The sequence below is a fragment of the Streptomyces sp. NPDC048254 genome (assembly GCF_043201895.1).
Taxonomy (GTDB): Bacteria; Actinomycetota; Actinomycetes; order Streptomycetales; family Streptomycetaceae; genus Streptomyces.
In genome coordinates, this window is the sequence record NZ_JBICZJ010000007.1 from 289,478 (window position 1) to 315,546 (window position 26,069).

At 71.9% G+C, this 26,069-nt stretch carries 24 protein-coding genes and 6 tRNA genes; 21 read left to right on the forward strand and 9 right to left on the reverse strand.

All coding sequences use genetic code 11. From position 1 onward, the window contains the following. The first annotated feature begins 37 nt into the window (after positions 1–37). From ACGFZQ_RS21735 to ACGFZQ_RS21760, 6 genes are all read left to right on the forward strand, one after another. A complete protein-coding gene (locus ACGFZQ_RS21735) occupies positions 38–874 on the forward strand; it encodes a MetQ/NlpA family ABC transporter substrate-binding protein (RefSeq protein ID WP_393841687.1) in 837 nt (278 codons plus the stop codon). Between the two features lie 163 nt (positions 875–1,037). Beyond that, complete coding sequence (locus ACGFZQ_RS21740) at positions 1,038–1,667, forward strand: GNAT family N-acetyltransferase (protein WP_351735763.1); 630 nt, start codon at positions 1,038–1,040, stop codon at positions 1,665–1,667. A 114-nt stretch (positions 1,668–1,781) separates the two neighbouring features. Continuing rightward, entirely contained in the window at positions 1,782–3,008 is a 1,227-nt protein-coding gene (gene cbiE, locus ACGFZQ_RS21745; protein WP_393841688.1) for a precorrin-6y C5,15-methyltransferase (decarboxylating) subunit CbiE, read from the forward strand. 344 nt (positions 3,009–3,352) lie between these two features. Continuing rightward, positions 3,353–7,012, forward strand: coding sequence for a nicotinate-nucleotide--dimethylbenzimidazole phosphoribosyltransferase (gene cobT, locus ACGFZQ_RS21750; RefSeq protein WP_393841689.1), 3,660 nt, complete (start codon positions 3,353–3,355; stop codon positions 7,010–7,012). Positions 7,013–7,433: 421 nt separating this feature from the next. Further along, entirely contained in the window at positions 7,434–8,705 is a 1,272-nt protein-coding gene (cobA, locus tag ACGFZQ_RS21755; RefSeq protein WP_393841690.1) for a uroporphyrinogen-III C-methyltransferase, read from the forward strand. A 64-nt stretch (positions 8,706–8,769) separates the two neighbouring features. Then, positions 8,770–9,588, forward strand: coding sequence for an RNA methyltransferase (locus ACGFZQ_RS21760; protein WP_351735755.1), 819 nt, complete (start codon positions 8,770–8,772; stop codon positions 9,586–9,588). A gap of 6 nt (positions 9,589–9,594) precedes the next feature. Here the strand turns inward: ACGFZQ_RS21760 and ACGFZQ_RS21765 are convergent, their stop codons facing one another. Next, the gene (locus tag ACGFZQ_RS21765; protein WP_393841816.1) at positions 9,595–10,920 is read right to left on the reverse strand and encodes a protein kinase; all 1,326 of its coding nucleotides are present in this window, start codon (positions 10,918–10,920) and stop codon (positions 9,595–9,597) included. Positions 10,921–11,116: 196 nt separating this feature from the next. On the opposite strand from ACGFZQ_RS21765, the gene ACGFZQ_RS21770 reads away from it, so the two are divergent. From ACGFZQ_RS21770 to ACGFZQ_RS21785, 4 genes are all read left to right on the forward strand, one after another. Then, positions 11,117–11,404 (forward strand): hypothetical protein, encoded by a 288-nt coding sequence (locus tag ACGFZQ_RS21770; protein WP_351735753.1) that lies wholly within the window; start codon positions 11,117–11,119, stop codon positions 11,402–11,404. 195 nt (positions 11,405–11,599) lie between these two features. Further along, complete coding sequence (locus tag ACGFZQ_RS21775; protein WP_046726640.1) at positions 11,600–11,776, forward strand: hypothetical protein; 177 nt, start codon at positions 11,600–11,602, stop codon at positions 11,774–11,776. A 409-nt stretch (positions 11,777–12,185) separates the two neighbouring features. Further along, on the forward strand, positions 12,186–13,112 hold the full coding sequence (locus ACGFZQ_RS21780; RefSeq protein ID WP_393841691.1) for a phosphotransferase family protein: 927 nt from the start codon (positions 12,186–12,188) through the stop codon (positions 13,110–13,112). A 142-nt stretch (positions 13,113–13,254) separates the two neighbouring features. Next, positions 13,255–13,557, forward strand: coding sequence for a zf-TFIIB domain-containing protein (locus tag ACGFZQ_RS21785; RefSeq protein ID WP_351735749.1), 303 nt, complete (start codon positions 13,255–13,257; stop codon positions 13,555–13,557). Between the two features lie 93 nt (positions 13,558–13,650). Here the strand turns inward: ACGFZQ_RS21785 and ACGFZQ_RS21790 are convergent. The 5 genes from ACGFZQ_RS21790 to ACGFZQ_RS21810 form a co-directional block, all read right to left on the reverse strand. Continuing rightward, a tRNA-Val gene (locus tag ACGFZQ_RS21790) sits at positions 13,651–13,722 on the reverse strand. Positions 13,723–13,756: 34 nt separating this feature from the next. Continuing rightward, positions 13,757–13,828, reverse strand: a tRNA-Val gene (locus ACGFZQ_RS21795). Positions 13,829–13,882: 54 nt separating this feature from the next. Beyond that, positions 13,883–13,954: transfer RNA gene (locus ACGFZQ_RS21800), tRNA-Val, on the reverse strand. A gap of 1 nt (position 13,955) precedes the next feature. Beyond that, a tRNA-Cys gene (locus tag ACGFZQ_RS21805) sits at positions 13,956–14,029 on the reverse strand. 38 nt (positions 14,030–14,067) lie between these two features. Further along, positions 14,068–14,140 (reverse strand) — tRNA-Gly (locus ACGFZQ_RS21810). Between the two features lie 178 nt (positions 14,141–14,318). On the opposite strand from ACGFZQ_RS21810, the gene ACGFZQ_RS21815 reads away from it, so the two are divergent. Genes ACGFZQ_RS21815 through ACGFZQ_RS21825 form a run of 3 tightly spaced genes read left to right on the forward strand, consistent with a single transcriptional unit; the run spans position 14,319 to position 17,058 of the window. Then, positions 14,319–15,362 (forward strand): chorismate-binding protein, encoded by a 1,044-nt coding sequence (locus ACGFZQ_RS21815; RefSeq protein ID WP_393841692.1) that lies wholly within the window; start codon positions 14,319–14,321, stop codon positions 15,360–15,362. Then, entirely contained in the window at positions 15,359–16,180 is an 822-nt protein-coding gene (locus ACGFZQ_RS21820; protein WP_393841693.1) for an aminotransferase class IV, read from the forward strand. Before ACGFZQ_RS21815 ends, ACGFZQ_RS21820 begins: the two co-directional genes overlap by 4 nt. A 53-nt stretch (positions 16,181–16,233) precedes the next feature. Beyond that, entirely contained in the window at positions 16,234–17,058 is an 825-nt protein-coding gene (locus tag ACGFZQ_RS21825) for a GNAT family N-acetyltransferase (protein ID WP_393841694.1), read from the forward strand. 89 nt (positions 17,059–17,147) lie between these two features. Here ACGFZQ_RS21825 and ACGFZQ_RS21830 read toward each other — a convergent pair whose 3' ends face one another. Continuing rightward, entirely contained in the window at positions 17,148–17,669 is a 522-nt protein-coding gene (locus tag ACGFZQ_RS21830; protein WP_393841695.1) for a DsbA family protein, read from the reverse strand. Positions 17,670–17,906: 237 nt separating this feature from the next. On the opposite strand from ACGFZQ_RS21830, the gene ACGFZQ_RS21835 reads away from it, so the two are divergent. Then, positions 17,907–18,353, forward strand: coding sequence for a hypothetical protein (locus ACGFZQ_RS21835; protein WP_393841696.1), 447 nt, complete (start codon positions 17,907–17,909; stop codon positions 18,351–18,353). 259 nt (positions 18,354–18,612) lie between these two features. Further along, the gene (locus ACGFZQ_RS21840) at positions 18,613–18,765 is read left to right on the forward strand and encodes a hypothetical protein (protein ID WP_167450005.1); all 153 of its coding nucleotides are present in this window, start codon (positions 18,613–18,615) and stop codon (positions 18,763–18,765) included. A 142-nt stretch (positions 18,766–18,907) separates the two neighbouring features. On the opposite strand, the gene ACGFZQ_RS21845 is transcribed toward ACGFZQ_RS21840, so the two are convergent. Next, positions 18,908–19,468 (reverse strand): CGNR zinc finger domain-containing protein, encoded by a 561-nt coding sequence (locus tag ACGFZQ_RS21845; protein WP_393841697.1) that lies wholly within the window; start codon positions 19,466–19,468, stop codon positions 18,908–18,910. Positions 19,469–19,736: 268 nt separating this feature from the next. After that, the gene (locus ACGFZQ_RS21850) at positions 19,737–20,150 is read right to left on the reverse strand and encodes an SsgA family sporulation/cell division regulator (RefSeq protein WP_004002642.1); all 414 of its coding nucleotides are present in this window, start codon (positions 20,148–20,150) and stop codon (positions 19,737–19,739) included. Positions 20,151–20,341: 191 nt separating this feature from the next. Here ACGFZQ_RS21850 and ACGFZQ_RS21855 point away from each other — a divergent pair, with 191 nt between their 5' ends. From ACGFZQ_RS21855 to ACGFZQ_RS21880, 6 genes are all read left to right on the forward strand, one after another. Continuing rightward, positions 20,342–20,806, forward strand: a complete 465-nt coding sequence (locus ACGFZQ_RS21855; protein ID WP_393841698.1) for a TIGR02611 family protein — start codon at positions 20,342–20,344, stop codon at positions 20,804–20,806. A 76-nt stretch (positions 20,807–20,882) separates the two neighbouring features. Then, positions 20,883–20,954, forward strand: a tRNA-Val gene (locus tag ACGFZQ_RS21860). Positions 20,955–22,270: 1,316 nt separating this feature from the next. Beyond that, positions 22,271–23,557, forward strand: coding sequence for an ABC transporter substrate-binding protein (locus ACGFZQ_RS21865; protein ID WP_393841699.1), 1,287 nt, complete (start codon positions 22,271–22,273; stop codon positions 23,555–23,557). Positions 23,558–23,568: 11 nt separating this feature from the next. Further along, positions 23,569–24,531, forward strand: a complete 963-nt coding sequence (locus ACGFZQ_RS21870) for a carbohydrate ABC transporter permease (RefSeq protein WP_393841700.1) — start codon at positions 23,569–23,571, stop codon at positions 24,529–24,531. Next, entirely contained in the window at positions 24,501–25,385 is an 885-nt protein-coding gene (locus ACGFZQ_RS21875; protein WP_393841701.1) for a carbohydrate ABC transporter permease, read from the forward strand. Before ACGFZQ_RS21870 ends, ACGFZQ_RS21875 begins: the two co-directional genes overlap by 31 nt. A gap of 4 nt (positions 25,386–25,389) precedes the next feature. Next, positions 25,390–25,977: a hypothetical protein gene (locus tag ACGFZQ_RS21880; RefSeq protein ID WP_393841702.1), complete on the forward strand. Its 588-nt coding sequence runs from the start codon at positions 25,390–25,392 to the stop codon at positions 25,975–25,977. Positions 25,978–26,069 lie beyond the last annotated feature (92 nt).

Genomic DNA, 26,069 nt, shown 5'->3' on the forward strand with positions numbered 1-26,069 from the left:
CGCGGGGTCGCTCCACCCTTAAGGAAAGGCACTTTTCGTGCGTAACACCGCCAAGCTCACCACCGCCGTCCTCGCCGCCGGAGCCCTCACCTTCGGGCTCACCGCCTGCGGCTCGGACAAGGACTCCGCGTCCTCCTCCTCCGACTACAGCGGACCGCTGGTCGTCGCCGCGAGCCCGACCCCGCACGCCGAGATCCTGAACTACGTCAAGGACAACCTGGCGAAGAAGGCCGGACTCGACCTGGAGATCAAGGAGTTCCAGGACTACATCGTGCCGAACACGGCGACCGAGGACGGCTCGGTGGACGCCAACTACTTCCAGAACCAGCCGTACCTCGACGACTTCAACAAGAAGCGCGGCACCCACATCGTGCCCGTCGTCACGGTGCACCTGGAGCCGCTCGGCCTCTACTCCCACAAGGTCAAGAGCGCCGACGCGCTGAAGAGCGGTGCGACCGTCGCCGTCCCGAACGACGCGGTGAACGAGGCGCGTGCCCTCAAGCTGCTGGCCGCCAACGGGCTCATCACCCTCAAGGCCGGCGCGGGCAGCGAGGCGACCCCGCAGGACATCGCCAAGAACCCGAAGAACCTCCAGTTCAAGGAGGTCGAGGCGGCCCAGACCGCGCGCTCCCTTGACGACGTGGACGCTGCGGTGATCAACGGCAACTACGCCATTTCGGCCGGTATCAAGCCCGCCAAGGACGCCCTCGTCCTGGAGTCCGCGAAGAACAGCCCGTACGGCAACTTCCTCGCCGTGAAGAAGGGCAACGAGAAGGACCCGCGGGTGAAGAAGCTCGCCAAGCTCCTCACCTCGCCCGAGGTCAAGAAGTTCATCGAGGACAAGTACCAGGGCTCGGTCATCCCGTCCTTCTGATCGCCTTTCCCATCGTCTTCCGGCGGCACGTATACGGCGTTTCGCCACGCACGGGGTCCACTCGCTCACCGGGGGTGGGCCCCGTCGTGCGGTTCAGTGGTTTCATGCTGCATGCTGGGCAGTTCGCACGCCCTGAAGGTTTCCGAAGGTTACGGAGTGGCGCATGACTAGCACCTTCCCCAACATCTCCATCAGCACGGAGCGGTTGGTGCTGCGTCCCCTCGACGAGGACGACGTGCCCGCCCTGGCCGAGATGATGAACGACGAGCAGGTCGCCGCCTGGACCGACGTGCCCCAGCCGTTCACCGAGGACGCGGCCCGGCGCTGGATCACCGAGTACGCCCCCGCCGAACGCACCGACGGCCGGGGCCTCGACCTCGCGGTCACCGAGTTCCTCACCCAGCGCCTGGTCGGCGTCATCCAGCTCACCAAGACCAACTGGCACATCCGGTCGACCGAGTTGTCGTACATCATCGCCCCCTGGGCCCGCGGCGAGGGCTATGCCTCCGAGGCTGCGCTCGCCACCGCCCACTGGCTCCTGGGCGACCAGAAGCTCGAACGCATCGAGATCCGCACCGCCGCCGACAACACCGCCTCCCAGCAGGTCGCCCAGAAGATCGGTGGCATCAGCGAGGGCGTACTGCGCAACGCCTGCATAGTCCACGTCCGCACCGAGGACGGCACCTGGGCGGACGTGCGCACCGACTTCATCGTGTGGAGCCTGCTCCCGGAGGACCTGGAAGGCGCGGGCGAGGAACTCGCCGAGAGCGGTGGCTTCACCTCCTGGAACTGACGCCGACGGGATTCGCCCCGTCGCGCGCCGGACAGCTCCACCAGGTACTCTCACGGAGCCCGCCCACGGGCCCCGGACCCTGACGACCTGCGAAAACCCTGGAGACTGACGACGATGGCCGACCGGGTCACGGTGATCGGCTGGGACGGCTCGCCCCTGACCGCCGCGGCGCGCGGCGCGCTCGGCGCCGCCACGCTCGTCGCGGGCGCGGCCCACCATCTGGCCCTCCCCGAGGTGCCAGGAACCGCCGAACGCATCCGCCTCGGCAGCGTCGCCCTCGCCGCCCGCCGCATCACCGGCCACCGCGGCACCGCGGTGGTGCTCGCCGACGGCGACCCCGGCTTCTTCGGCGTCGTACGGACCCTGCGCGCACCCGAGTTCGGCCTGGAGGTCGAGGTCGTCCCCGCCGTCTCCTCGGTGGCCGCCGCCTTCGCCCGCGCCGGCATGCCCTGGGACGACGCACAGGTGGTCGTCGCACACCGGCGCACCCTGCGACGCGCGGTGAACGTGTGCCGCGCCCACACCAAGGTCGCCGTCCTCACCTCGCCCGGCGCCGGCCCCGCCGAACTCGGCCTGCTGATGGAGGGCGTCCACCGCACCTTCGTCATCTGCGAGGAACTCGGCACCGACCGCGAGCAGGTCAGCGTCGTCACCTCCGACAAGGCCGCCGACCACACCTGGCGCGACCCCAATGTCGTCATCGTCATCGGCGGGCCTTCCGGGCCGGTGCCGGCGGGCGAGGGCGGCGGCTGGATCGCCGGCCGGGACCCGTCGGCCGGCCCGCGCGGCTGGGTGCAGCCCGACGCGGAGTACGGCGAGGGAGCCGCGCTCGGCGAAGGGGAAACGGATCTGCTGAGGGCCGCCCAACTCGCCCGGCTGGGGCCCCGGGTCGGAGACCTCGTCTGGGACATCGGCTGCGGCAGCGGCGCGTTCGCCACCGAGGCCGCGCGCGCCGGGGCCGCCGTCATCGCCGTCGACCGGGACCTCGCGGCCTGCGTCCGCAGCGAGGCGGCCGCCCGCAAGTTCGGGGTCCAGGTCCAGATCGTGCACGGCGGCGCGCCCCATGTGCTGGAGAACCTGCCCGAACCCGACGTCGTCCGGGTCGGCGGCGGGGGAGCGGCCGTGGTCGACGCGGTCGCCGACCGCCGCCCGCAGCGCATCGTCACGCACGCCGCCACCCGCGACGCGGCCGAACTCATCGGACGCAACCTGACCGAGCACGGATATCAGGTCGAATGCGCCCTGCTGCAGTCCGTCGAACTCGACACCAGGGCCTGGACGGAGACCGAGCGGAACGTCGCTTTCCTGCTCAGTGGCGTCCTCCCCGAGCGCGCCCCGTGATCCTGTTGTCATACTGCGCGCGGTAGGCTGGCCGATCGCTGCACCGCACCGGTGGCCCGGAAATTCGTTCGTCAATATCCGGAAAACGCGCCCCTTTTGGGGCGGGTGTGGTACGGCAGAACCGGGGACGCGCAACGTGGCGCAGTCCACAGCGGGCTGTCGCGGATCACGCTGTCGCGACGGTCGAACGGCCGGGACAATGCCACTGAATGGCTTTGTCGCCTTTTCCGGCGGGTCGTTCGTGCCGCTGGGCACGCACGCTCGTTCTTCACTGCGGGACGGTCGGTGCGCCGCCCCGAGTGAGCTGGTCGTAGAAGGCACTAACCGATGGGCGAGGGGTACGCATGACGGACACCGGCCAGGTCCCGGGCGAGGGACTGCCGGAGAGCGCAGGCATGGTGGAACAGCCGGGCGTTCCCGCGCACGGCGCGTACACCTACCTCTCCGAGTCGCCCGCCGAGGACGAAGACCTGCTGCTGCCGGGCGCCCAGGGCGCCTGGGGCAACGAAGTGCCGCCGCCGGCCCCCGAGCCGGTCGTCGAGACCGTCCACGAGCCCGGCCCGCACGAGACGGACGGCCGGGACAGCGGCTCGGTCGACCTCACCGCCGTCCGGCTGCCCAACTCGGTACCGGCGTCCCCGATCCTCTCCGTGCCCCACGACCCGACGGCCGCCCCGGCCCCGCGCCGCCCGCTGCACCTCGGCCCGCCGATCCCCGACACCTCCGCCAGCCCGGTCCGCTCCCTCGCCGACCGCGGCCCGGCCGGCACGCCGGCCCGGCAGCCGGGTCTGCAGACGGCCGGGCCCGAGTACCTCGACGCCCAGCCGTCGGGCGATGCCGCGCCGCAGTCCGCCGCGCCCTGGGGCGCGCCGCAGACCGCGGTGCCGGGAACCGTCGCGCAGGCCGCCCCGGTGGCACAGGTGGCCGCACAGGCCCCGGCTGCGGAAACGGTTGTTCCGGCGCCGGAGACGGTTGCTCCCGTCGCTCCCGTGGCCGTCGCGGATCCCGCGGCTTTCGCGCCGGAGTCCGCGGCCGTCGCGGGTGTCCCGGCGGAGCAGCAGGCACCGGCGGGCCTAGGGGTGTGGCCCGAGAACGCGTACGGCCCGGAGGGCGCGGCCCAGCCGGTCGACGGGGGCGTTGCGGTGCCCGTGGCCGGGCCGGTGGTGCCGCAGGTCGCCGAGGCTCCGGACGGTGCTCATGGGCCTGTGCCGGGCGCGGTGCCGGAGGCTGCTCCGCTGGTCGAGGAGGTTCCGGAGGCCGCGCAGGCTCCTCCGGTTCCGCAGGTTGCGGAGGTCCCGGAAGCCGCGGAGATTCCCGAGGCCGCCGAGGTTCTGGCGGTGGCCGAGCCTGAGGCCGTGCCCGTGGCGGAGGCCGCGCATCAGCTTATGGAGCCGGTGGTTCCGGAGCCGGCCGCCCAGACCACTGTGGCCGAGCCGGTGCTGTCCGTGCCGGTGCACCCCGTGCCGTCGGTCGCGCCGGAGCCCCAGGTCGTGGAACCGGCCGTGCCCGCGCAGGCCGTGGAGACCGTCGTGCCCGAGTCCGTTCCGGCGCCGGAGGCGGTCGCGCACGAGCCCGCTCCCACCCCGGAAGCCGTCCTGGCCGAGCCCGGTCGGCCGGAGGCCACCGCGCCGCTCGCGCCCCCCGCGCCCGTCCAGCCCGAGGAGCCCGTCGTCGAGGCGCCCGCCCCGGTGGCCCCCGCGCCCGCCCCGGCAGCCCCCGCGGCCGTCGTCGAGGCCCCGCAGCCGCCGGAGCCCTTCGCCGCCGAGGCCGAGCAGCCCACGCCGGACGCCGTGGCCCCCGAGGCCCCCGCCGAGTTCCCCGCGGCGGCTGCCGTGCCGGCGGCGGAGACCGCTGCCGTCCCTGAGCCGCTGCCGGCCCAGCCCCCCGCCGGCCCCCAGATCCAGGGCACTCCGCCCACCCCCGCGGCCCAGCCGGAGGAAACCCCGGCGGCCCAGGAGCCCCTGGACGCGACGTTTCCGGCAGAGCCCGCATCCGAGCAGCCGCTCGGCGAGTTCGTCGCCGTCGACGGCCTGGTGCCGACCACCCCGCACCTCGCCCCGACCCCGCCGCACCCGCTGGTCCTCCCCGCCCAGGACCAGGGCGAGACCGTGCCGGAGCAGGCCGCCACCGTCCCCGCGCCCCGCGTGGCCGAGCCCGGCCCGGTGGCGGAGCACCACCCCGATGTCGTACAGCAAGCGGAGGACCTGGACACCAGGGCCGCCGACCAGGAAGAGAGCACGGCCCCCGTGGCAGAAGCACGTCAGTCCACCGGCCCGGCCGCACCCGCCTACGACGACGCCGAGCGCGAGGCCGTCCTCAAGGTCATGCGCGAACGCCGTGACATCCGCAACGGCTTCCGCGGCGATCCCATCCCGCACGAGGTGCTGCTGCGTGTCCTGGAGGCCGCCCACACCGCGCCCTCCGTCGGCCACTCCCAGCCGTGGGACTTCGTCGTCATCCGGTCCGCCGACACCCGGCGCAGCATGCACGAACTGGCCATGCGCCAGCGTGACGCCTATGCCAAGTCCCTCCCCAAGGGCCGCGCGAAGCAGTTCAAGGAACTGAAGATCGAGGCCATCCTCGACACCCCGGTCAACATCGTCGTCACCGCCGACCCGACCCGGGGCGGCCGCCACACCCTCGGCCGGCACAGCCAGCCGCAGATGGCGCCGTACTCCGCGGCCCTCGCCGTCGAGAACCTCTGGCTCGCCGCCCGCGCCGAAGGCCTCGGCGTCGGCTGGGTCAGCTTCTTCGACGAGCGCGAGATGGTCCGCGCGCTGGGGCTGCCCGAGCATCTCGAGGTCATCGCCTACCTGTGCGTGGGTTACGTCGACGAGTTCCCGGACGAGCCCGAGCTGATGCAGGCCGGCTGGTCCAAGCGGCGCCCGCTGTCCTGGGTGGTGCACGAGGAGACGTACGGCCGCCGTGCCCTGCCCGGCGAGGACCCGCACGACCTGCTCGCCGAGACCGTCGCCGGTATCCGCCCGCTGGACGCCAAGGCGCTCGGCGAGGCCTGGGAGCGGCAGAAGCGGATGACCAAGCCGGCCGGTGCGCTCGGCATGCTGGAGATCATCTCCGCCCAGCTGTCCGGCCTGTCCCGGCAGTGCCCGCCGCCGATCCCGGAGCCCGCGGCCGTCGCGATCTTCGCCGGTGACCACGGGGTGCACGCCCAGGGCGTCACCCCCTGGCCGCAGGAGGTCACCGCCCAGATGGTGGCCAACTTCCTCGGCGGGGGAGCGGTCTGCAACGCGTTCGCGTCCCAGGTGGGCGCCGAGGTGTGCGTGGTGGACGTCGGCGTCGCCTCCGAGCTCCCGGCGACGCCCGGACTGCTGCCCCGCAAGGTCCGCGCGGGCACGTCCGACATGACGACCGGCCCGGCCATGACCCGCGAGGAGGCCAAGCAGGCCATCGAGGTGGGCATCGAGACCGCCCGCGATCTGGTGGCGGCCGGCAACAAGGCCCTGCTCACGGGTGAGATGGGCATCGCCAACACCACGGCGTCCGCCGCGCTCATCTCCGTCTACACCGGGGCCGACCCCGCCGAGGTCACCGGCCGCGGCACCGGCATCAACGACGAGACTCTCGCCCGCAAGACCGAGGTGGTCCGCCGTGCCCTGGACCTCCACCAGCCGGACCCGGCCGACCCCATCGGCGTTCTCGCGGCGATCGGCGGCTTCGAACACGCGGCGATGGTGGGCCTGTTGCTCGGCGGCGCGTCCCTTCGCACTCCGGTGATCCTGGACGGCGTCAGCGCGGGCGCCGCGGCCCTGGTGGCCCGCGCGATCGCCCCCGAGGTCCTGGCCGCGTGCATCGCGGGCCATCGCAGTGCGGAGCCCGGCCACGTCGCCGCCCTCAACAAGCTGGGCCTGCGCCCCCTGGTCGACCTGGACCTGCGCCTGGGCGAGGGCACGGGCGCGCTGCTGGCACTTCCCCTGGTGCAGAGCACGGCGAGGGCCATGCACGAGGTGGCCACGTTCGACTCGGCGGGCGTGACCGAGAAGTAGCGGGGCCCCCGCGCCGACGCGGAGCGAACGGCGGCCTGTGCGGCACGCCGCACAGGCCAGGGAGCCACCCTGACCCGGGCGACCGACCACAGCCCGCGCGATGCGCTCCACACCGGCAACGGGTGGCCACGGCCCGGGCGGCCCGCCCTGCGGGGGTGCCGGCTGTTTCGTGGTCCGGATGGTTCGTCCTGCCGGGGCGCCAACCGCGTCGTGGTTCGGACGGGCCGTCTTGTGGGGGCGCCAACCGCGTCGTGGTCCGTGGGCAGGCGTTCCGCAGGGCGGAACGGGTGGGCACGGGCCACGCACCCGCACCCGGCCACCCTGCCCAGCCCCCGGGCACCTGAGCAGCCGCACCCCCGCGCCCCGTAAAATCTGCACGTCAGGGCATCGCACCGCCGCCACACCAGGGAGTCGCACCCTCATGGCCGAACACCCCGCCTACCCCGTAGGCCTTCGCCTCGCCGGCCGCAAAGTGGTCGTCCTCGGCGCCGGCCAGGTCGCCCAGCGCCGCCTCCCCGCGCTCATCGCGGCCGGCGCCGCCGTCACCCTCGTGTCTCCCGAGGCCACGCCCTCCGTCGAGGCCATGGCGGACGCCGGCGAGATCACCTGGGTGAAGCGCCCCTACCAGGACGGCGACCTCACCGAGGCCTGGTACGCCCTGATCGCCACCAGCGACCCCGACGCCAACACCGCCGCATCCGCCGAGGCCGAGCGCCACCGCGTCTGGTGCGTCCGCTCCGACGACGCCGACCGGGCCACCGCCTGGACCCCGGCCACCGGCCACAGCGAGGGCGTCACGGTCGCCGTGCTCACCACCGACGCCCGCGGCCGCGACCCCCGCCACACCGCCGCCATCCGGGACGCGGTCGTGGAGGGCCTGCGCGACGGCACCCTCGTCGCCCCGCACCACCGCACCCGCCACGCGGGCGTCGCCCTGGTCGGCGGCGGGCCCGGCGACCCCGACCTGATCACGGTGCGCGGCCGCCGCCTGCTCGCCGAGGCCGACGTGGTGATCGCCGACCGCCTCGGCCCCCGCGACCTGCTCGCCGAACTCCCGCCGCACGTCGAGGTGATCGACGCGGCGAAGATCCCGTACGGCCGCTACATGGCCCAGGAGGCCATCAACAACGCCCTGATCGAGCACGCCAGGCAGGGCAAGTCGGTCGTACGGCTCAAGGGTGGCGACCCCTATGTCTTCGGCCGGGGCATGGAGGAGGTCCAGGCGCTCGCCGAGGCCGGCATCCCCTGCACGATCGTGCCCGGCATCTCCAGCTCGATCTCGGTGCCGAGCGCGGCCGGTATCCCGGTCACTCACCGGGGGGTCGCGCATGAGTTCACCGTGGTCAGCGGCCACGTAGCGCCGGACGACGCGCGGTCGCTCGCTGACTGGCCGTCCCTCGCGAAGCTCACCGGGACCCTGGTGATCCTGATGGGCGTCGACAAGATCGGGCAGATCGCCGAGACCCTGGTGGCCCACGGCAAGTCCCCGGACACCCCGGTCGCCCTGGTCCAGGAGGGCACGACGGCCGCCCAGCGCCGGGTCGACGCGACCCTCGCCACGGTGGCGGAGGTCGTCCGCACGGAGGACGTGAAGCCCCCGGCGGTCATCGTCGTCGGCGAGGTCGTGAACGTCGGCCCGCACCCGTCCGCCGGAGAGGCACCGGCTCCGTCCGCCGGAGACGCACCGGCGTAACCCCGGGTAACACAACCCGTTCCAGCCCGTTGGCACCACACCCAGGACAAGGCAGTATCACCCTGTGGCCGATCTCATCACCGTTGAGGATCCCGACGACCCGCGCCTGCGCGACTACACGGGCCTGACCGACGTCGAGTTGCGCCGCAAGCGCGAACCGGCCGAGGGCCTGTTCATCGCCGAGGGCGAGAAGGTCATCCGCAGGGCGAAGGACGCGGGCTACGAGATGCGTTCGATGCTGCTGTCCGCCAAGTGGGTCGACGTCATGCGCGATGTCATCGACGAACTCCCGGCCCCCGTCTACGCGGTCAGCCCGGAGCTCGCCGAGAGGGTCACCGGCTACCACGTGCACCGCGGCGCGCTCGCCTCCATGCAGCGCAAGCCGCTGCCGACGGCGACCGAACTGCTGCGCACCACCCGCCGGGTCGTCGTCATGGAGTCGGTCAACGACCACACCAACATCGGCGCGATCTTCCGCTCGGCGGCGGCCCTCGGCATGGACGCGGTGCTGTTGTCCCCGGACTGCGCCGACCCCCTCTACCGCCGCAGCGTGAAGGTCTCGATGGGTGCGGTCTTCTCTGTGCCGTACGCCCGTCTCGACACCTGGCCCAAGGGGCTGGACTCGGTCCGCGAGGCCGGGTTCACGCTGCTCGCCCTCACCCCGGACGAGAAGGCCCGCAGCCTCGACGAGGCCGCCCCGCACCGGATGGACAGGGTCGCCCTGATGCTCGGTGCGGAGGGCGACGGCCTCTCCACCCAGGCGCTGGTCGCCGCCGACGAATGGGTCCGCATCCCGATGTCCCACGGCGTCGACTCCCTCAACGTCGGCGCGGCGGCCGCGGTCGCCTTCTACGCGGTGACCACCGGCCGCCCCGAGGCGTAGGACCTGTTACTCCCGGAGGGCTGCCGACTTCGCGGGTGCGACCCCACCGGGCACGCCCATCCCGTGCGCCGGGCCGGAACAGCCCTGGGCCAGTGCGATCCCCAGCGCCACCAGCAGGGTCACCACGACGAACACGAAGAGCCGCTGGCGCAGCAGCCGGGGGTTGGCCGGGCGCCGTCCGGTGCCCGTGGGGCGCGGCGCCGGTCGTCCCGTACCACTGCGCGGGCCGGGGCGGTTCCCGTTGGTGTTCCCGGTCCGGCTGCCGTTGCCGCGCGGAGCGGGCATGGGGCGCGCGGCACCCGGCCGGGACGGCACGCCGCCGGTCGCCCGTGGCCCGCTGCCGCCGCGCGAGGGCGCGTTGCCCCGCACCGGCGTGCCCGGCGAGGACTGCGGCGGCGGCCGCCGCTGGGCGCGCTGCGCCTCCGGGTAGGTCTCGGCGAGCCGCCCGGTGGGCCGGTCCGCCTCCGCGGCACGCGGCGCCGGCGGCCGTACGTCGGGCAGCCCCTGCGCCTCGCGCGCGGCGATCTCCTTCAGCCGGAGCGACAGCTGGAGCGTGCTCGGCCGGTCCTCCGGGTCCTTCGCCAGACAGGCCCGCACCAGCGGGGCCAACGCGTCCGGCACCCCGTACAGCTGTGGCTCCTCGTGGACCACGCGGTAGAGCATCACCTCGGAACTGCCGTGCCCGAAGGGCGAGTCGCCGGTCGACGCGTACGCCAGGGTCGCGCCGAGCGAGAACACGTCGGTGGCCGGCGTGACGGCCGCGCCGCGCACCTGCTCGGGCGCGAGGAACCCGGGGGAGCCCACCGCCGTACCGACGTGGGTGAGCGTGGAGGCCCCGGTGGCCCAGGCGATGCCGAAGTCGATGATCCGTGGCCCCTTCGGGGACAGCAGGATGTTGGACGGCTTCAGATCCCGGTGGACGACCCCGGCCTCGTGCACGGCGACCAGGCCCTCGGACAGCGCCGCGCCGACCGCGGCCGCGTCCGCCGCGCCCAGCGGGCCGTCGTCGGCGACCTTGTCGTGCAGCGAGGGACCGGGCACGTACTGGGTGGCGAACCACGGCCGCTCGGCCTCCAGGTCCGCGGCGACCAGCCGCGCCGTGCAACCGCCCCGGATCCGCCGGGCCGCCGAGACCTCACGGGCGAAACGCGACCGGAACTCCTGGTCCTCCGCCAGATCGGGCCGGATCACCTTCAGCGCGACCCGCTGCCCCTTCTTGTCGGAGCCGAGATAGACCACACCCATCCCGCCGGCGCCGAGCCTCCGGTGAAGCCTGAACGAGCCGACGACGCGCGGGTCCTCGCGCCTCAGGCGCATCATCGCCATGTTCATCCCCGCTGCCCGGTCCGTGTGACGTGGCACAGCTTACGTTTCCACGGCCGCCCGCGCGCAGAGGCCGCGCCCTCTCGGCCCGACGGATTGTCAGTGCCGGGTGCGAGAATTGAGGAGTGGTCAGGAAGGCGCCGGTTTCGGCTCCTTTGAGTACCCGTCTGCTCCAACAAGCCGTCACAGAAGGGGGATTGAGACTGTGAAGGGTGACCGAGTGGAGATAGTCGTCGACGCCGGCGACACGACCCGTACGTATGAGGTGGTGGCCAGCAGGGCGGGCCGCCGGGTGGAGACGGCGGTACGGCGGGGGGTGGTGGAAGTGAGCGAAGTCACGCGAAACGGCAGTGTTGTCCGGACGGCCCGTTTCATGGCGACCCGGGTCCTGGCCCTCGTCGAGCAGCCGGTGCCCCGCGAGGACAGCTCGGAAAAACCGGGAAGGACCGGGCACCCCCTCCGGGAAGACCCCGAGGCCCAGGGCGAGGCGTAGGAGCCGTCTCCACCCAGGGGAGTAGACCGCAGGTCACGGCTCATCCTCTCGGAGGCCCGCGATTCGGTACGAGGGCATGACGTCCGCGAAGTGCCACGCGCCTAGATTTGAGGTCAAGCGGCGGGTGCAGCACTCGTCCCCCGAGGTCAGACACCCGCCGCTGCCAACGACAACTGAACGGTCAGGAGAGGGACCATGGCTCTTACGGCACAGCGGACACATACCACCCGCCCTCGCCGGCAGGGCCGCCGCCACCCCCTGGTGGCGACGCTGATGGCCCTTCCCCTGGCGGCCCTGCTCCTGCTCGTCTTCGACGGCTGGGAGACGGTGGCCACACAGGCGTCGTCCGTGGGAGTGATGCTGGGGCGCTGAGCGGCGACCCCAGGCCCGGAAGAGCGGTCCGGGCGGGGACATCCACCCATGAAACCCCGTGGGGACGGGGGTGCGGCGGACGGCAAAATGCCGGCGCAGCTGGGGAGCTGCGCCGGCATTGCTTTTTCTGCGGTGCGCACGGCCGAAGTGCATCTGCGGCCCGGCGGGGGCTGACCGCGCAGTTCCCCGCGTCCCAGCCGTGTCTTACACAGCTGCGGGCAATCGTGCCTCCCCCAGTGCCTTAAGGGCCTGGGAGGTGCCCCCAGGCGGCACGGGTGGGCGCGGCGGCACCCCGCAAGCGCGGGCGAGTGCAACCCCGGTACCTCAGCCCCCACCCCGCCCGACCAGGAACCCCGGTCCAGCACACCCACGTACGCTCAGCGCAGCAACCGCACACCCCGGGGGACCCTTGACCACCGCAGACGTAATACCCCAGCTGACCGCCAGGGTCAGAGCCGCCGCCCACCCGGACGCGGCCCCCTGCCACTGCGGCGCCACCACCACCACCCTCGCCCACCGCCCGGACACCACGGTCCTCCGGCACGCGGAGACCGTCGCCAAGGCCCACGCCCCCGGCACCGACCCCGCCGCCCTCGCGCTGCGCCTGGCCACCGCCGCCCACCTCCCCGACGTCTTCCTCGCTCCGCTCGCGGCCACCCCGGCGACCGTGCTCGGCACCCGCCCGGTCACCCTCTGGCCGTACGGCCGTCCCGTGGACCCCGACGCCCCGGACGCCGCTCCCTGGGAAGCCGCCGCCACCCTCCTCGCCCGTCTCCATCGCACCCCGCCGCTCCCCGCCACACCCCCCATGCGCGGCCCGGCCAAGGCCGCCCATGCGATGGCCCGCCTCCGCCAGGCGCTGGCCGCCTCGCCGGTGCACCCCGCCGCCCCGCCCGTCCTGCGCGCCTGGTCCGCGCTGCCCGCCTGGGCCCGCGCCGAGGCCCCGATGCCCGGCACCCGCACCCTCTGCCACGGCGACCTGCACCTCGGTCAGCTGGTCCGGCACCCGGCGCCGGACGGCCCGTGGCGGCTCATCGACGTCGACGACCTCGGCGTCGGCGACCCGGCCTGGGACCTCGCCCGCCCCGCCTCCTGGTACGCCTGCGGCCTCCTCCCGCCCGAGGACTGGACCCGCTTCCTGACCGCCTACCGCGCGGCCGGCGGCCCGGCCGTGCCGGAGGACGGCGACCCCTGGCCGACCCTGGACGTGCCGGCCCGCGCCCTCACCGTCCAGACCGCCGCCCGCTATCTCGCGAAGGCGCTCGCGGCGGACCGTGGCCTGGACGAAGTGGAGCAGTCCCTGATCGACGCTTGTGCCCGTATGGCCCCGGAATGACCCCGCGCCCCTCCCGAACGACCTCGGTCCCCGCCCGGTTGGCCCTCGATTTCCCGAAGTAGGGTGCAACCGACCGGGGTCGGACGGAGTCTGTCCTGGGTGAACGTGAAGCAGTTTTTACCGGCGAGGAGTTGAGCCGACCATGCAGTGTCCGAAGTGTCATGCGCCGATGCACACCTACAACCGCAACGGCGTCCAGATCGAGCAGTGCAGCGGCTGCCGGGGCATCTTCCTCGACTACGGCGAGCTGGAGGCGCTGACCCAGATGGAGGCCCAGTGGTCGAAGCCGGTCCCGCCGGCCCCGCAGGCCTACCCGGCGCCGCCCGCGCCGGCCTGGGGCGCCCCGCAGCAGCACCACGGGGGCGGCCACTACGGCGGTCATGGTGGACACCACGGCGGTCACCACGGCCAGAAGAGCTGGGCCCACATGCTCTTCTCCAGCTGAGCCCGCTGCGCCCGGCACCTCCGCCGGGCGCACCCGCAGGCCCTGGCGCACGAAGAAGCCCCGGCCGTCACGACGGCCGGGGCTCTCTGCGTGTGGACGATACTGGGATTGAACCAGTGACCTCTTCCGTGTCAGGGAAGCGCTCTCCCGCTGAGCTAATCGTCCTCGGGACCGCGATCCGAAGATCACGGGCACTGCGTGCGCGATACTGGGATTGAACCAGTGACCTCTTCCGTGTCAGGGAAGCGCTCTCCCGCTGAGCTAATCGCGCGGGATCAGATCCTCGACCCTCTTCGACCAAACGCCGAAGGCTACGAAGATCCAGTGGACGATACTGGGATTGAACCAGTGACCTCTTCCGTGTCAGGGAAGCGCTCTCCCGCTGAGCTAATCGTCCTTGGAGGTGGAGACGGGATTTGAACCCGTGTAGACGGCTTTGCAGGCCGTTGCCTCGCCTCTCGGCCACTCCACCAGGAGTGTAGGGGATCGGGAAGACCCCTAGTTCCTTCGAGCGGACGACGAGGCTCGAACTCGCGACCTCAACCTTGGCAAGGTTGCGCTCTACCAACTGAGCTACGTCCGCCTGTCGTTTCGGCCCGCTCTCGCGGCCCGGCGACGTGTTGAACTCTAGCGGATTCCCGGGCCAGCACAAAAACGCGTTTGCGCAGCGTGCTGCGCCTGACCCGGCAGACGACGTGGTCAGGGCCCCCTTGACGACACGCCCGGGTCACCCCCAGGACACCCGCCATAGACTCGACGACGTGCTCCATCACCCTCCTCTCGCCCGGTTCGGCGCACGTCTCGCCACCGGTCTCCTCGATGTCACCAGCGATCCCGCGGCCCTCGACTCCGCCGGTTTCTGGGCCGTCTGCGCGGACTTCGAGGGCCGGCTGACCTGCGCCCGGTTCGGCGACGTACGGGAGGAACCGGTGCCCGCGCCGGTGCCGGGGCGGTGGCGGGGCCCTGCCGCCGGTGACTGGACGTCGTCCCTCGACCGCGCCGCGTACACCACGGCCGTGCGGCGGATCCGTACGCAGATCGCGGCCGGCGAGGTCTACCAGGCCAACCTGTGCCGGGTGCTGTCCGCGCCGGCCGCCCCGGACGCCGACGTGGACGCCCTGACCGCACTACTGGCCCGCGGTAACCCGGCGCCGTACGCAGGAACGATTCGGCTGCCGGAACGCGGCGTCGAGATAGCCACCGCCTCGCCCGAGCTGTTCCTGCGCCGGACGGGGCGGACCGTGGAGAGCGGACCCATCAAAGGCACCGGCCGCACCGAGGCGGACCTCCTGGAGAAGGACTACGCCGAGAATGTGATGATCGTGGACCTGGTCCGCAACGACATCGGGCGGGTCTGCGCCACCGGCACGGTGACCGTCCCCGACCTGTGCGCCGTCGAGAAGCATCCCGGGCTGGTCCATCTGGTCTCCACGGTCCGGGGCGAGCTGCGCGCCGACGCCGGCTGGCCCGAGCTGCTCGCCGCGGCCTTCCCGCCCGGCTCCGTCACCGGCGCGCCGAAGTCGAGCGCCCTGCGGATCATCGAGGAGCTGGAGACCGCGCCGCGCGGCCCGTACTGCGGCGGCATCGGCTGGGTCGACGCGGACCGGGGCGTCGGCGAGCTGGCCGTGGGCATCCGCACCTTCTGGATCGACCGGGGAGCGGGCGTGCTGAGGTTCGGTACCGGCGCCGGGATCACCTGGGGATCCGACCCGGAGGGTGAGTGGCGGGAGACCGAGCTGAAGGCCGCCCGGCTGCTCGCGGTAGCGTCGGGTAGGTACGTCATGAACGAAGGGGACCTCGGGTGAAAATCTGGCTGGACGGCGGGCTGCAGGACGTCGAGTCCGCGCGTGTCTCCGTGTTCGACCACGGGCTGACCGTGGGGGACGGCATCTTCGAGACGGTGAAGGCGATCGAGGGAAGGCCCTTCGCGCTCACCCGGCATCTCGACCGGCTGACCCGCTCGGCCCGGGGCCTCGGCCTGCCCGACCCCGACCACGACGAGGTGCGCCGGGCGTGCGAGGCGGTGCTGGTGGCCAACCCGATGCCGCTGGGCCGGCTGCGCATCACCTACACCGGCGGCCACGGTCCGCTCGGCTCCGACCGCGGTGACCGCGGCCCCACCCTCGTGGTCGCCCTCGGGGAGACCGGCCGCCGCGCCGACTCCACCGCCGTCATCACGGTCCCCTGGACCCGCAACGAGCGCGGCGCGCTCACCGGCCTGAAGACCACCTCGTACGCCGAGAACGTCGTGGCCCTGGCCCGCGCCCACCAACACGGCGCCACCGAGGCCCTGTTCGCCAACACCGTCGGGCAGCTCTGCGAGGGCACCGGCTCCAACGTCTTCGTCGTCCTCGACGGCGAGATCCACACCCCGCCGGTCGCGTCCGGATGTCTGGCCGGCATCACCCGCGCCCTGACCGTCGAATGGACCGGCGCCGTGGAGACCGACCTGTCCCTGGACGTCCTGGAGCGGGCCGACGAGGTCTTCCTCACCTCCACCCTGCGTGACGTCCAGGCCGTGCACCGGGTCGACGACCGCGAACTCCCCGGCGCCCCCGGCCCGGTCACCGCCAAGGCGATGCGGATCTTCGACGAGCGGTCCGGGCAGGACCTGGATCCGTAAGAGCCCCTTTTAATGGGCTGACGTGGGCGTCCATGGCGGGTAGAACTCCTCTGATGACCACGACCCTGCGGCCGAGCGAGCCGCTTCAGCACGAAGCCGACGGGACCCGTTCGCGCCGGTACCAGGTGTGTGTGAACAGCCGTCCCGTCGGCGCGATACACCTCGGCATGAGTCCCGACTTCGGCGACTCGGTGGGCCGGATTCTGGACCTGCGGATCGAGGAGCCGGACCGCCGACGAGGCCGGGGCACGGTCGCCGCGCTCGCCGCGGAGGAAGTGCTGCGCGGATGGGGGTGTACGCGGATCGAGACGTCGGTGCCAGCGGCGGCGGAGGCGGCACTCAAGGCGGCGACCGCCCTCGGCTACCTCGTACGCAACCGCCACATGGAGAAACCGCTCGGCGACACCCCGCCCGGACTCCCCGCGGGGAGCCGGGGGCGGCCCATGACCCCGGCGGAGTTCGGCCCCTGGCGGGAAACGCACCAAGAGGGCTACGCGCGGAGCTGGATCGAGCGCGGGGTGCCCGAGGCCGAGGCCAGGGCCAAGGCGCTGCGGGACACCACCGCCTTTCTGCCCGACGGCCTGGCCACCCCGGGAATGGTCTTCAGGGTCCTGGAGCACGAAGGGACCGCGGTCGGCACCCTCTGGACGGGCACCCGGGAGGACAGGGCCTTCGTCTACAAGGTCGAGGCCGACGCGCGCCACCGGGGCAGGGGGCACGGCCGCACGATGATGCTCCTGGCGGAGGCGCAGGGCGTCGCGGCCGGCCGGTCCGCGATCATGCTGAACGTCTTCGCGGGCAATACGCCCGCCGAGCGGCTCTACGAGTCACTCGGCTACGAGACGACCGCCTACCACCTGTACAAGAACCTGCTCTGAAAGCCGCTCCGAAGCCGGCTGTGGGCCCGGCGGAGGGATCCGGTTGTGGGGTCCGGCTGGGGGGTCCGGTTGTGCGGTCCGGCTGTGGGTTACTGCTCCCGCTCGGCCAGCAGCCGGTCCGCGATCTCCGTCACCCGCTCGCGCAGGCCCTCCTGGCTCTTGCCGCCGTCGAGGCGTTCGCCCCCGATGACGTAGGTCGGGGTGCCCGTCACGCCGATGGCCTGCCCCTCGGCCTGGTCGGCGTCGACGATCAGGATGTGCCGGCCGTCGACCAGCGCGGTGTCGAACTCCTCGGCGTCCAGGCCCAGTTCACGGGCCACCTCGACCAGGAACGGCTCGCCCTCGCGGTCCAGCTTCTCGACCCGGCCGAGGACCGCCTCGACGTACTCCCAGTCCTTGCCCTGCTCCAGCGCCTCCTCGGCGGCCTGCGCGGCGGCGAAGGCGTGCTTGTGCTTCTCCAGCGGGAAGTGCCGCAGCCGCAGCTCCAGCCGGTCGCCGTACCGGGCCCGCAGGGCGCGGAGGTCGTCCAGGGCGCTGCGGCAGTCGGGACACTGGAGATCGCACCAGACGTCGAGGACCGGGGCGTCGGTGGGCGCGGGGGAGTCGTTCATGGCGACCAGTCTTCCAGGCCGGGCTCCGTCGACCCAATCGCGACGGTGGGCGGCGGCCGGTGGCCGGCTGTGACCACCGTTCGTACCTGGGGTGGAGGCGACCCGGAGAGGACCCCGAGATGCCCCTGATTGTCGGGCCCGGGCATGGATCGCACGGGCCGGGCGGTGCACGATGGAGGGGGCACGACGCAGCGTGTGTCCGTCGCCCCGCCCGACCGAGCCCGCCAGGAGGACCGGATGATCGCCGAGACAGTCTGTTCCGCCGCGTCCGCGGCCGGCCTGGGCATCGCCGTGGTGACCGCCTACCGCAAGCGGTACCTGTCGGCGGCCCGTATCGCCGCCTACTCACTCGTGCCCGTCGGCCTGGTCATGACGGGAGTGGTCGGCTGGCTCGCCGACACGGCGTTCAGCCCCACCGCCTGGGCGGGCTTCGTTGTGCTCGGCGCGGCCTGGGCCCTGTTCGCCTCCACGCGTGCCGTGGAGCGCCGGCGCGGTGGCACCCGCGCCGAGCGCAAGGCGGCCGCCCGGGAGGCGAAGCGGGACGCCGTCGCTCCCGCCGCCTCGGCACCCTCGCTGGGTCCCGCCACCCGCCCGGCGGCCAAGCCCGCGGCGGCGCCGCGCGGCACCGGGTGGGGTGAGGACTTCAGCGACATCGAGGCCATCCTGAAGAAGCACGGAATATGACCCACCCGCGGCGGCGGGGCCGCGCGGGAGACGGCGACGCCCCGTCGCCCGGGCCCGACGCGCTGTTCAGGCGGGTTGCGGCGGATGCATATGACAGTCACATGAGGCATTGAAACGACACAGTGCGCCTACGGCGTGCGCGGAAGCGTTCACCGCGCGAGCGGAAGCGAACCGGACATCACGGAATTCAACGAACTCCCGCCCATTCCGGGCGTGTTGATCGCGCGGCGGGTGCTCGCTAGGTCATCATCGCCGCGAGATGCTGGACACGAAACAGAGCGAGGCCGCGCCGCCGAAGGACGAGCCGCGCGGGTGCCTCTTCGCCCTTTCCCAGCCACCGCTGATGATCTTCCTTGCGGTGATCGGGTGTCTGCTCCTCATGGCTGCGCTGCACGACCTGCTGTGGCTGTGAGCCGTACCCGCCCGTCCCGGCGCCACCCGCCGGGACAGGCGTCGGCATCGACGAACCCCACGACGAACCCCACGACGAACCCCGACGACGAACCCCGACGGCGGCCTGGGCCGGCGGCCCGGTGAGGTCCGCCTTTCGGGGATCAGCCCGCCGCTTCCTTGCGGCGTGCCCGGTAGGCGGCGACATGCAGCCGGTTTCCGCAGGTCCGGCTGTCGCAGTAGCGGCGCGAGCGGTTGCGGGAGAGGTCGACGAAGGCGCGCCGGCAGTCCGGGGCCTCGCAGCGCCGCAGCCGCTCCTGCTCCCCGGCGACGACGAAGAACGCGAGCGCCATCCCGCAGTCGGCGGCGAGGTGGTCGGCCACCGACGCGCCGGGCGCGAAGTAGTGCACATGCCAGTCGAAGCCGTCATGGTCCGTGAGCTGGGGCGTGGTGCCCGCGGCCGCGACCAGCTCGTTGATCATCCCTGCGGCGACCCGGGCGTCCGGGGCGGCGAAGATCCCCGCGAACCGGCCGCGGACCTTGCGCACCGCCGACAGGTCGAACTCCGAGAGCACGCCCACATCGCTCATGTTGTGGTTTCGTACGAAAACCTGGAGCGCCGCGACATCGGACAGCCCGTCCGGCGCCGCGTCGTCCTCCGGCGCGGTGTTCACCAGATCCACCACGGCGTCGAGAGAACACCGGGTGTCGTGGGTGATCAGCACGTTTCGCTCCCTGGCCTGAGGGTCGGGCGGGCGCCCGCCGATGGTGGCCGATCGTAGCGACATACGGCTCCGGCGCATCGTGCTCTGCCCCACTCGTCGCTGCCCTGTAGAACGCGCATGGCCCGGCGGGGGTTCCCAGGCACACGGCACACCGGCGCCGCCCCCGTGACCGATCACGGTGGCGGCGCCGGTGCTGCCGTATGCGGTTGTCTAGGCCCGAGCCGTCTCCCCGAGTGGACGGCGCCGGGCGGCTTGCAGGGGCGTTGCCCTAGCTCTCCGCCAGAATGTGCGAGAGCTCCTGATCGAGATCGAAGTGCCGGTGCTCCGTGCCGGGCGGCACGGCGGCGTCAGTTCGCTTCAGGAAGGATTCCAGGGCCCGCGCCGGGGCTTCGAGCAGGGCTTCGCCCTCCGGAGAGCTCAGGGCGATGCACACGACGCCCTGACCGTGACTGCGGGACGGCCAGACGCGGACGTCGCCGGTGCCGGTGGGGCGATGCAGCCCCTCGGCGAGGAGGTCGCGGGCGAACACCCACTCGACGGTCTCCTCGGCTCCGGTGTGGAAGGTGGCGTGCACGGCGTAGGGGTCGGCCGTGTCGTACCGCAGGCCTGCGGGGACAGGCAGGGAAGACTCGCTCGACACAACGAGGCGCAGGTGCAGCTCGCAGCTGACCGTGGTGTTCATAAGCGCCAGGGCCTTTCGCTCAGTGTGCGCTCGGGGATTCGCACGTCGGCGAAATCGACATGCCACCTACGGTGCCGTTGTAAACCCCTCTGAGTGTTTTGCGTGTGTTTACGTAACTCTTCCGGCCGAGAACCTCGACGCGATCTACGACCATTCCGGTGACCGGAATCGCTCAGGTAGGGTTTGGTCGTATGAATACGGGGAGTAACGAACCGGGCGAGGTCGTCGTGGCCTCGGACGGGAGCGAGGTGGACGGGACGGAGACAGACGGGGCGCGCGAGCAGCGGGGGCTCGGATCGCGGGCGCCCGAGTTCATCAAGGCACGCCGGATGCTGCACCTGAGCTGGCAGGTCGGGGTCTTCGCGGTCGGCCTCGCGGTGGTGGTCGTGGGCATCGTCCTGCTGCCGTTGCCGGGGCCGGGCTGGGTGATCATCTTCGGTGGCATGGCGATCTGGGCGACCGAGTTCGTCTGGGCCCAGCTGGTGCTCCGCTGGACGAAACGGAAGGTCACGGAGGCGGCCCAGAAGGCCCTCGACCCCAAGGTGCGCCGCCGTAACATCACGCTGACGGTGATCGGCCTGGTGATCGTGGCCGGCCTGGCCGGGATCTACCTCTCCAAGTTCGGCATAGTGATGCCCTGGAAGATCGAGGAGTGACCCGGCCGACGGCCGCGGGCCCCCGGCGACTGGTCGGGGGCACCCCCTGACATGGGGTAATGTTCTTCCTGCGTCCGGGCGATTAGCTCAGTGGGAGAGCGCTTCGTTCACACCGAAGAGGTCACTGGTTCGAACCCAGTATCGCCCACCCGGAACCACGGCCCACCTGCGAGAGCAGGTGGGCCGCGGTCGTTTCAGGACCGGAGAGGGACGGGGCTCCGGTGGCGCCGCCCACCCCCGTGCGACATGCCTGCTGCCGAAGGTGTCCGCTGTCGGCTGGTGTGCGGGCCTGTGCGGGCCTGTGCGGCTCCGGCCGGGCGGTCCCCGCACCGCGTCCCGTCCACCGCGCGGGCAGGCTGCTGCGCGATGCGCTTCCGCGGGGCGCCGCGAAGAGCTGCGCGGTGCCTGATCACCCTTGGCGGGTACCTTCGCGCGGGCGGGCTGCTGGGCGACGGTGCTTCCGCGGAGGCGGCGCGGAGGAGCTGTGCGGTGCCTGATCACCCTTCGTGGCACCTTCGCGCGGGCGGGCCGCTGCGCGACGGTGCTCCCGCGGGGCGCCGCGAAGAGCTGCGGCGCCTGACCGCCCTCGGCGGTACCTTCGCGCGGGCAGGCCGCTGCGCGACGGTGCTCCCGCAGGACGGCGCGAAGAGCTGCGCAGTGCCTGATCACCCTTCGCGGCGCCTGCCTGCCGAGTTGCGTGTACCCCCGCGCCCGACGGCGCCGGTCGACGCGGGTGAGGTGGGTCGGTCGGTGTCGACGTCGTCGCGTTCCGTCATTCTCCGCGCGATGTGGAGAGGTTCCCGTCCGTCCGTGTGGTGCGGACGGACACGGTCGGTGCACGGTCCCTTCCCGAACCGGTCGGCGGCTGATGGCATCAGGTGGGCACGCCAACGGCGGACGGTGATCCTCGAGGCAAGCCCACCGGGGCGAGGCATGACAAGTCGGCGGGGGCCGCAGTCGTCGGACGAATCGGCCCTGCCGCCCGAGTCGGACCCGCACAATCCGCGCCCCCTCACCGTGCCCCACCCTCCACTCGGACCCGCATCAACCGTCCGCCCCGCACCGTGCCCCGTTCTCCATGCCGGCTTGCCCCGGGCCTCCGCGCGAAGGGAGATTCACGGCGCCCACCCGCCCCCTCGCGGACTCCCGCGGCGGATCTTCGTCCCGGCCCGGTCCCCGGCCCCGCCCTCGCCCCGGACCGCGTATCGAAGCCAACTCGTAGCCCCCGGCCGCCGCAGGCCACTTCACGTTCGGCCCCCCGACCGCGCGCCCCTCACCTGCGACGTCGCCCACCCTCCGGCCGGCGCGCCCGCGCCCCACCGCGCCTCGCCGCCGTCCCGGGGCACAAGAAATTCCTGTCCGAATCATTGACGCCTCACCGGCCCCTCCGTAACTTGTGCCAGCAAGCGCTTACTTGAAACGATTCATGCAGGCGTCGGCGACGCTGCGGGGAGGGGCCCGACTGTGGGAACGAGCAGGAATCTGGAGAGGCGGACCGTCCTGAAGGCGGCTGGGGCCTCGGCGGCCGCGCTCGGGCTCGCCGCGACGACCGGGTGTGGCGGCGGAAGCGGTTCCGGGGACGGGGCGGTGACGATCCGTTACTCGTGGTGGGGTGCCGAGGAGCGCGCCACGAAGATCAACCAGACCATCAAGCTCTTCGAGAAGAAGTACCCGAAGATCAAGGTCAAGACGGACTTCCAGACATATCAATCGTTCTGGGAGAAGTTCCAGACCCAGGCCGCCGGCGGAAATCCCCCGGACGTTTTCCAAAATGCCGTCACCTTTCTTCGGAAGTACGACAAGCGTGGAATTCTTCTCGACCTCAAGTCCCAGGTTCAGGCAGGCAATCTGAGCCTGGATCACTTCCGGGCCGACGTCACGAAGGTCGGTGAGGTCGACGGCAAGCAGGTCGGAATCCCCGTCGGCTCCAACACCATGGCGCTCGTCATCGACAAGAAGGTCTTCGAGAAGGCCGGCGTCGAACCCCACGCGGGCTGGACCTGGGACGACTACTTCAAGGCGCTGAAGACCATCCACGACAAGACCGAGGTCGCGGGGGACACCGGCTACTTCGCCATCATGTACCTCTACGACCTGTACCTCCGCCAGAACGGCAAGGCGTTCTACACCGATGACGGACTCGGCTTCGACAAGGCCGACCTGACGGAGTGGTGGGCCGACGGCTACAACCGCGTGAAGGCCGGCATCGTCACGGACCCGAAGGTCGTCGCCCAGGACGCCCCCAAGTCGTCCCTCTCGGCCGGTCACGGCGCCTCGGAGTTCACCTGGGACAACTTCACCGTGCGCTACTCCTCCGAGGGCGACAGCACCTACGGCCTCGCCCCGATCCCGACCATGGACGGCAAGCACACCGGGCAGTACCTCGCCTCCCTGATGCTCAGCGCCTCCGCCCGCACCTCCCACCCCAAGGAGGTCGCGCAGTTCATCGACTTCATGGTCCACGACCCCGAGGTCGGCAAGATCATGGGCTACGACCGGGGCATCCTCGCGAGCACCGAGCAGTACGCGGCGTTCAAGCCGACCGACACGGTCAACAAGGAGATCGCGCAGTACGAGGACGACACCGCCAAGGCGGGTGTCCTCGGCACGATCACCCCGCACCCCTCCGGTGCCGACACCATCGAGGCCGCCTTCCTGCGTATCGGCGGCGACCTCGGACAGGGCAAGACGAAGGTCGCGGACGCGGTGAAGCAGTTCTTCACCGAGTCCGAGGCCGCCTTCCAGGCCTGATGGGACGTGCCGTGACGCTCGTCAAGGACTCCCTGCCCGCAGCGCGCGGGACGCGTTCGGCCGCCTCCGTCACCACGGGGCGGCGGCCGGGCCGCAGGCGTGAGAACCTCGCCGGCTACCTCTTCATGTTCCCGTGGATCGCCGGCTTCCTGCTGCTGACCGCGGGCCCGATGGCCGCCTCGCTGTACTTCGCGTTCACCGACTACAACCTCTTCAACACCCCGAAGTGGGTCGGGTTCGACAACTTCGCCAAGATGTTCGACGACCCCCGCTGGCAGAAGTCGGTGGAGGTGACCGCGAAGTACGTGGTCATCGGCACCCCGCTGAAGTTGCTGCTCGCCCTCGGGGTGGCGATGCTGCTCGCCCAGAGCCGGCGCGGCCAGGCCTTCTACCGGGCCGCCTTCTACGCCCCCTCGCTGATCGGCGCGAGCGTCTCGGTGGGCTTCGTCTGGCGGTCGCTGTTCTCCGACGACGCGATCGTGGACCGTACCCAGTCCTTCTTCGGCTGGCACGTCGGCGGCTGGGTCGGCAACGCCGACTGGGTGCTGTACTGCCTGGTCGCGCTGACCGTGTGGCAGTTCGGCGCCCCCATGGTCATCTTCCTGGCGGGCCTGAAGCAGGTGCCGAAGGAGTTGTACGAGGCGGCCGAGATGGACGGCGCCGGGCCGTTCCGGAAGTTCTGGAACATCACCCTGCCGATGATTTCCCCGGTGCTGTTCTTCAACGTGCTCCTGGAGACCATCCACTCCTTCCAGATCTTCGGCTCGGCGTATGTCGTCTCCAACACGTACTGCGGTCCGGCCGACGCCACGCTCGTCTACACCTGCTACCTCTACCAGCAGGGCTTCCAGAACGCCCGGATGGGCTTCGCCGCCGCGATGGCCTGGATGCTGCTGCTCGCCGTCGCCCTGGTGACGGCCGTCCTCTTCTGGTCCCAGAAGAAATGGGTGCACTACGAGGAGGCCGCCCGATGACTTCCCCCGCTCTCTCCCGGAAGCACACCGGCTCGCTCGCCTGGCACCTCGGCGCCCTGCTGATCCTCGCGGTCATCCTCTACCCGGTGGTCTGGGTGATCGGCGCCTCGTTCAAGCCCAGCAAGGACATCATCAACAGCCTCCAGCTGGTGCCGTCCCACCCGATCCTTTCCAACTTCAAGGGCCTCGCCGACGGCATCGCGGACATCTCGATCTGGACCTTCTTCCAGAACTCGCTCTTCTACGCGCTCAGCGCCGTCGTCGGCGTGCTGGTCTCCTGCTCGCTCACCGCCTACGCCTTCGCCCGGATCCGCTTCGCCGGCCGCAACGTGCTCTTCTCCCTGATGATCGGCACGCTGCTGCTGCCGTACCACGTACTGCTGATCCCGCAGTACGTGATGTTCCAGAAGCTGGGCTGGATCAACACCTACACACCTCTCCTGATCGGCAAGTACCTCGCCACCGAGGCCTTCTTCGTCTTCCTGATGGTGCAGTTCATGCGGAACCTGCCGCGGGAACTGGACGAGGCGGCCCGGCTCGACGGCTGCGGGCACTTCCGCATCTACTGGTCGATCGTGCTGCCGCTGTGCCGGCCCGCCCTGATCACCAGCGCGATCTTCACCTTCATCAACGCCTGGAACGACTTCATGGGCCCGCTGATCTACCTCAACGAGCCCGGCAAGTACACGGTCTCCCTGGGCCTGATGATGTTCCGCGACTCGGACGGCGTGGCCGCCAACTACGGCGGGATGATCGCCATGTCCCTGGTCGCGCTGCTGCCCGTGCTGCTGTTCTTCCTCGCCTTCCAGCGCTATCTGATCGACGGAATGGCGACCTCCGGACTGAAGGGCTGAGGCCGTGGCCGACGACGTACGGGCGAAGTCCACCGCCTTCTCCGACCGGTTCGGCGTCTTCGCCGAATGTCTGCTCACCGGCGTGTGGATCGCCGTCGCGTCCCTGGGGGTCGTCACCTACCCGGCCGCCTTCGCCGCCGGCGCCCGGCACCTGCGCCGCCGTACCGGCCAGGTGGGCGGCGGCTGGCGGGAGTTCGTCGAGGACTTCCGGGCCGCCCTGCGCGGCGGCTGGCTGGTCGGGCTCGCCGGGTGGGGTGCGGTCGCCGTCGCCTGGGTGGATGTCCAGGCCGTGCGGGCCGGGCTGCCGGGCGGGCCGTTCGTCGGGGCCGTCGGCCTGTTCGCGGTGATCGGCCTCGCCGTCGCGGGGCTGCGCGCGGCGGCCGTCTGGGCGCCCGGCGACCGCTGGCGCACCCTGCTCGCGGCGGCCGGCCGGCGTACCGTCCTCGACCCCGGCGGATCCTTCCTGCTCGTCGGCGGAGCGGTCCTGGTGGTCTGTTCCGCCCTGCTCATCGCGCCGCTGGCGGTGCCCGTGCTGGGCGCCGTCGCGGCGGCGGCCGTCGCCGTGGAGGAGCGCCACCGGCGCCGCCGCTGACCGGCCTCGCACCAGGTGCGGCGCCTCCGGCGTCGCACCTCTCTCTGTCATGCCCCTGACCACCCCGCACGCGTACGGAAAGGAAAGGCGGA

What these genes read in the sequence shown, in the direction of transcription:
- ACGFZQ_RS21740 (WP_351735763.1), top strand. Translation starts at nt 1,038, where the DNA reads ATGACTAGCACCTTCCCCAACATCTCCATCAGCACGGAGCGGTTGGTG.
- cbiE (WP_393841688.1), top strand. Translation starts at nt 1,782, where the DNA reads ATGGCCGACCGGGTCACGGTGATCGGCTGGGACGGCTCGCCCCTGACC.
- cobT (WP_393841689.1), top strand. Translation starts at nt 3,353, where the DNA reads ATGACGGACACCGGCCAGGTCCCGGGCGAGGGACTGCCGGAGAGCGCA.
- cobA (WP_393841690.1), top strand. Translation starts at nt 7,434, where the DNA reads ATGGCCGAACACCCCGCCTACCCCGTAGGCCTTCGCCTCGCCGGCCGC.
- ACGFZQ_RS21765 (WP_393841816.1), bottom strand. Translation starts at nt 10,920, where the DNA reads ATGAACATGGCGATGATGCGCCTGAGGCGCGAGGACCCGCGCGTCGTC.
- ACGFZQ_RS21775 (WP_046726640.1), top strand. Translation starts at nt 11,600, where the DNA reads ATGGCTCTTACGGCACAGCGGACACATACCACCCGCCCTCGCCGGCAG.
- ACGFZQ_RS21785 (WP_351735749.1), top strand. Translation starts at nt 13,255, where the DNA reads ATGCAGTGTCCGAAGTGTCATGCGCCGATGCACACCTACAACCGCAAC.
- ACGFZQ_RS21825 (WP_393841694.1), top strand. Translation starts at nt 16,234, where the DNA reads ATGACCACGACCCTGCGGCCGAGCGAGCCGCTTCAGCACGAAGCCGAC.
- ACGFZQ_RS21830 (WP_393841695.1), bottom strand. Translation starts at nt 17,669, where the DNA reads ATGAACGACTCCCCCGCGCCCACCGACGCCCCGGTCCTCGACGTCTGG.
- ACGFZQ_RS21835 (WP_393841696.1), top strand. Translation starts at nt 17,907, where the DNA reads ATGATCGCCGAGACAGTCTGTTCCGCCGCGTCCGCGGCCGGCCTGGGC.
- ACGFZQ_RS21840 (WP_167450005.1), top strand. Translation starts at nt 18,613, where the DNA reads ATGCTGGACACGAAACAGAGCGAGGCCGCGCCGCCGAAGGACGAGCCG.
- ACGFZQ_RS21850 (WP_004002642.1), bottom strand. Translation starts at nt 20,150, where the DNA reads ATGAACACCACGGTCAGCTGCGAGCTGCACCTGCGCCTCGTTGTGTCG.
- ACGFZQ_RS21855 (WP_393841698.1), top strand. Translation starts at nt 20,342, where the DNA reads ATGAATACGGGGAGTAACGAACCGGGCGAGGTCGTCGTGGCCTCGGAC.
- ACGFZQ_RS21875 (WP_393841701.1), top strand. Translation starts at nt 24,501, where the DNA reads ATGGGTGCACTACGAGGAGGCCGCCCGATGACTTCCCCCGCTCTCTCC.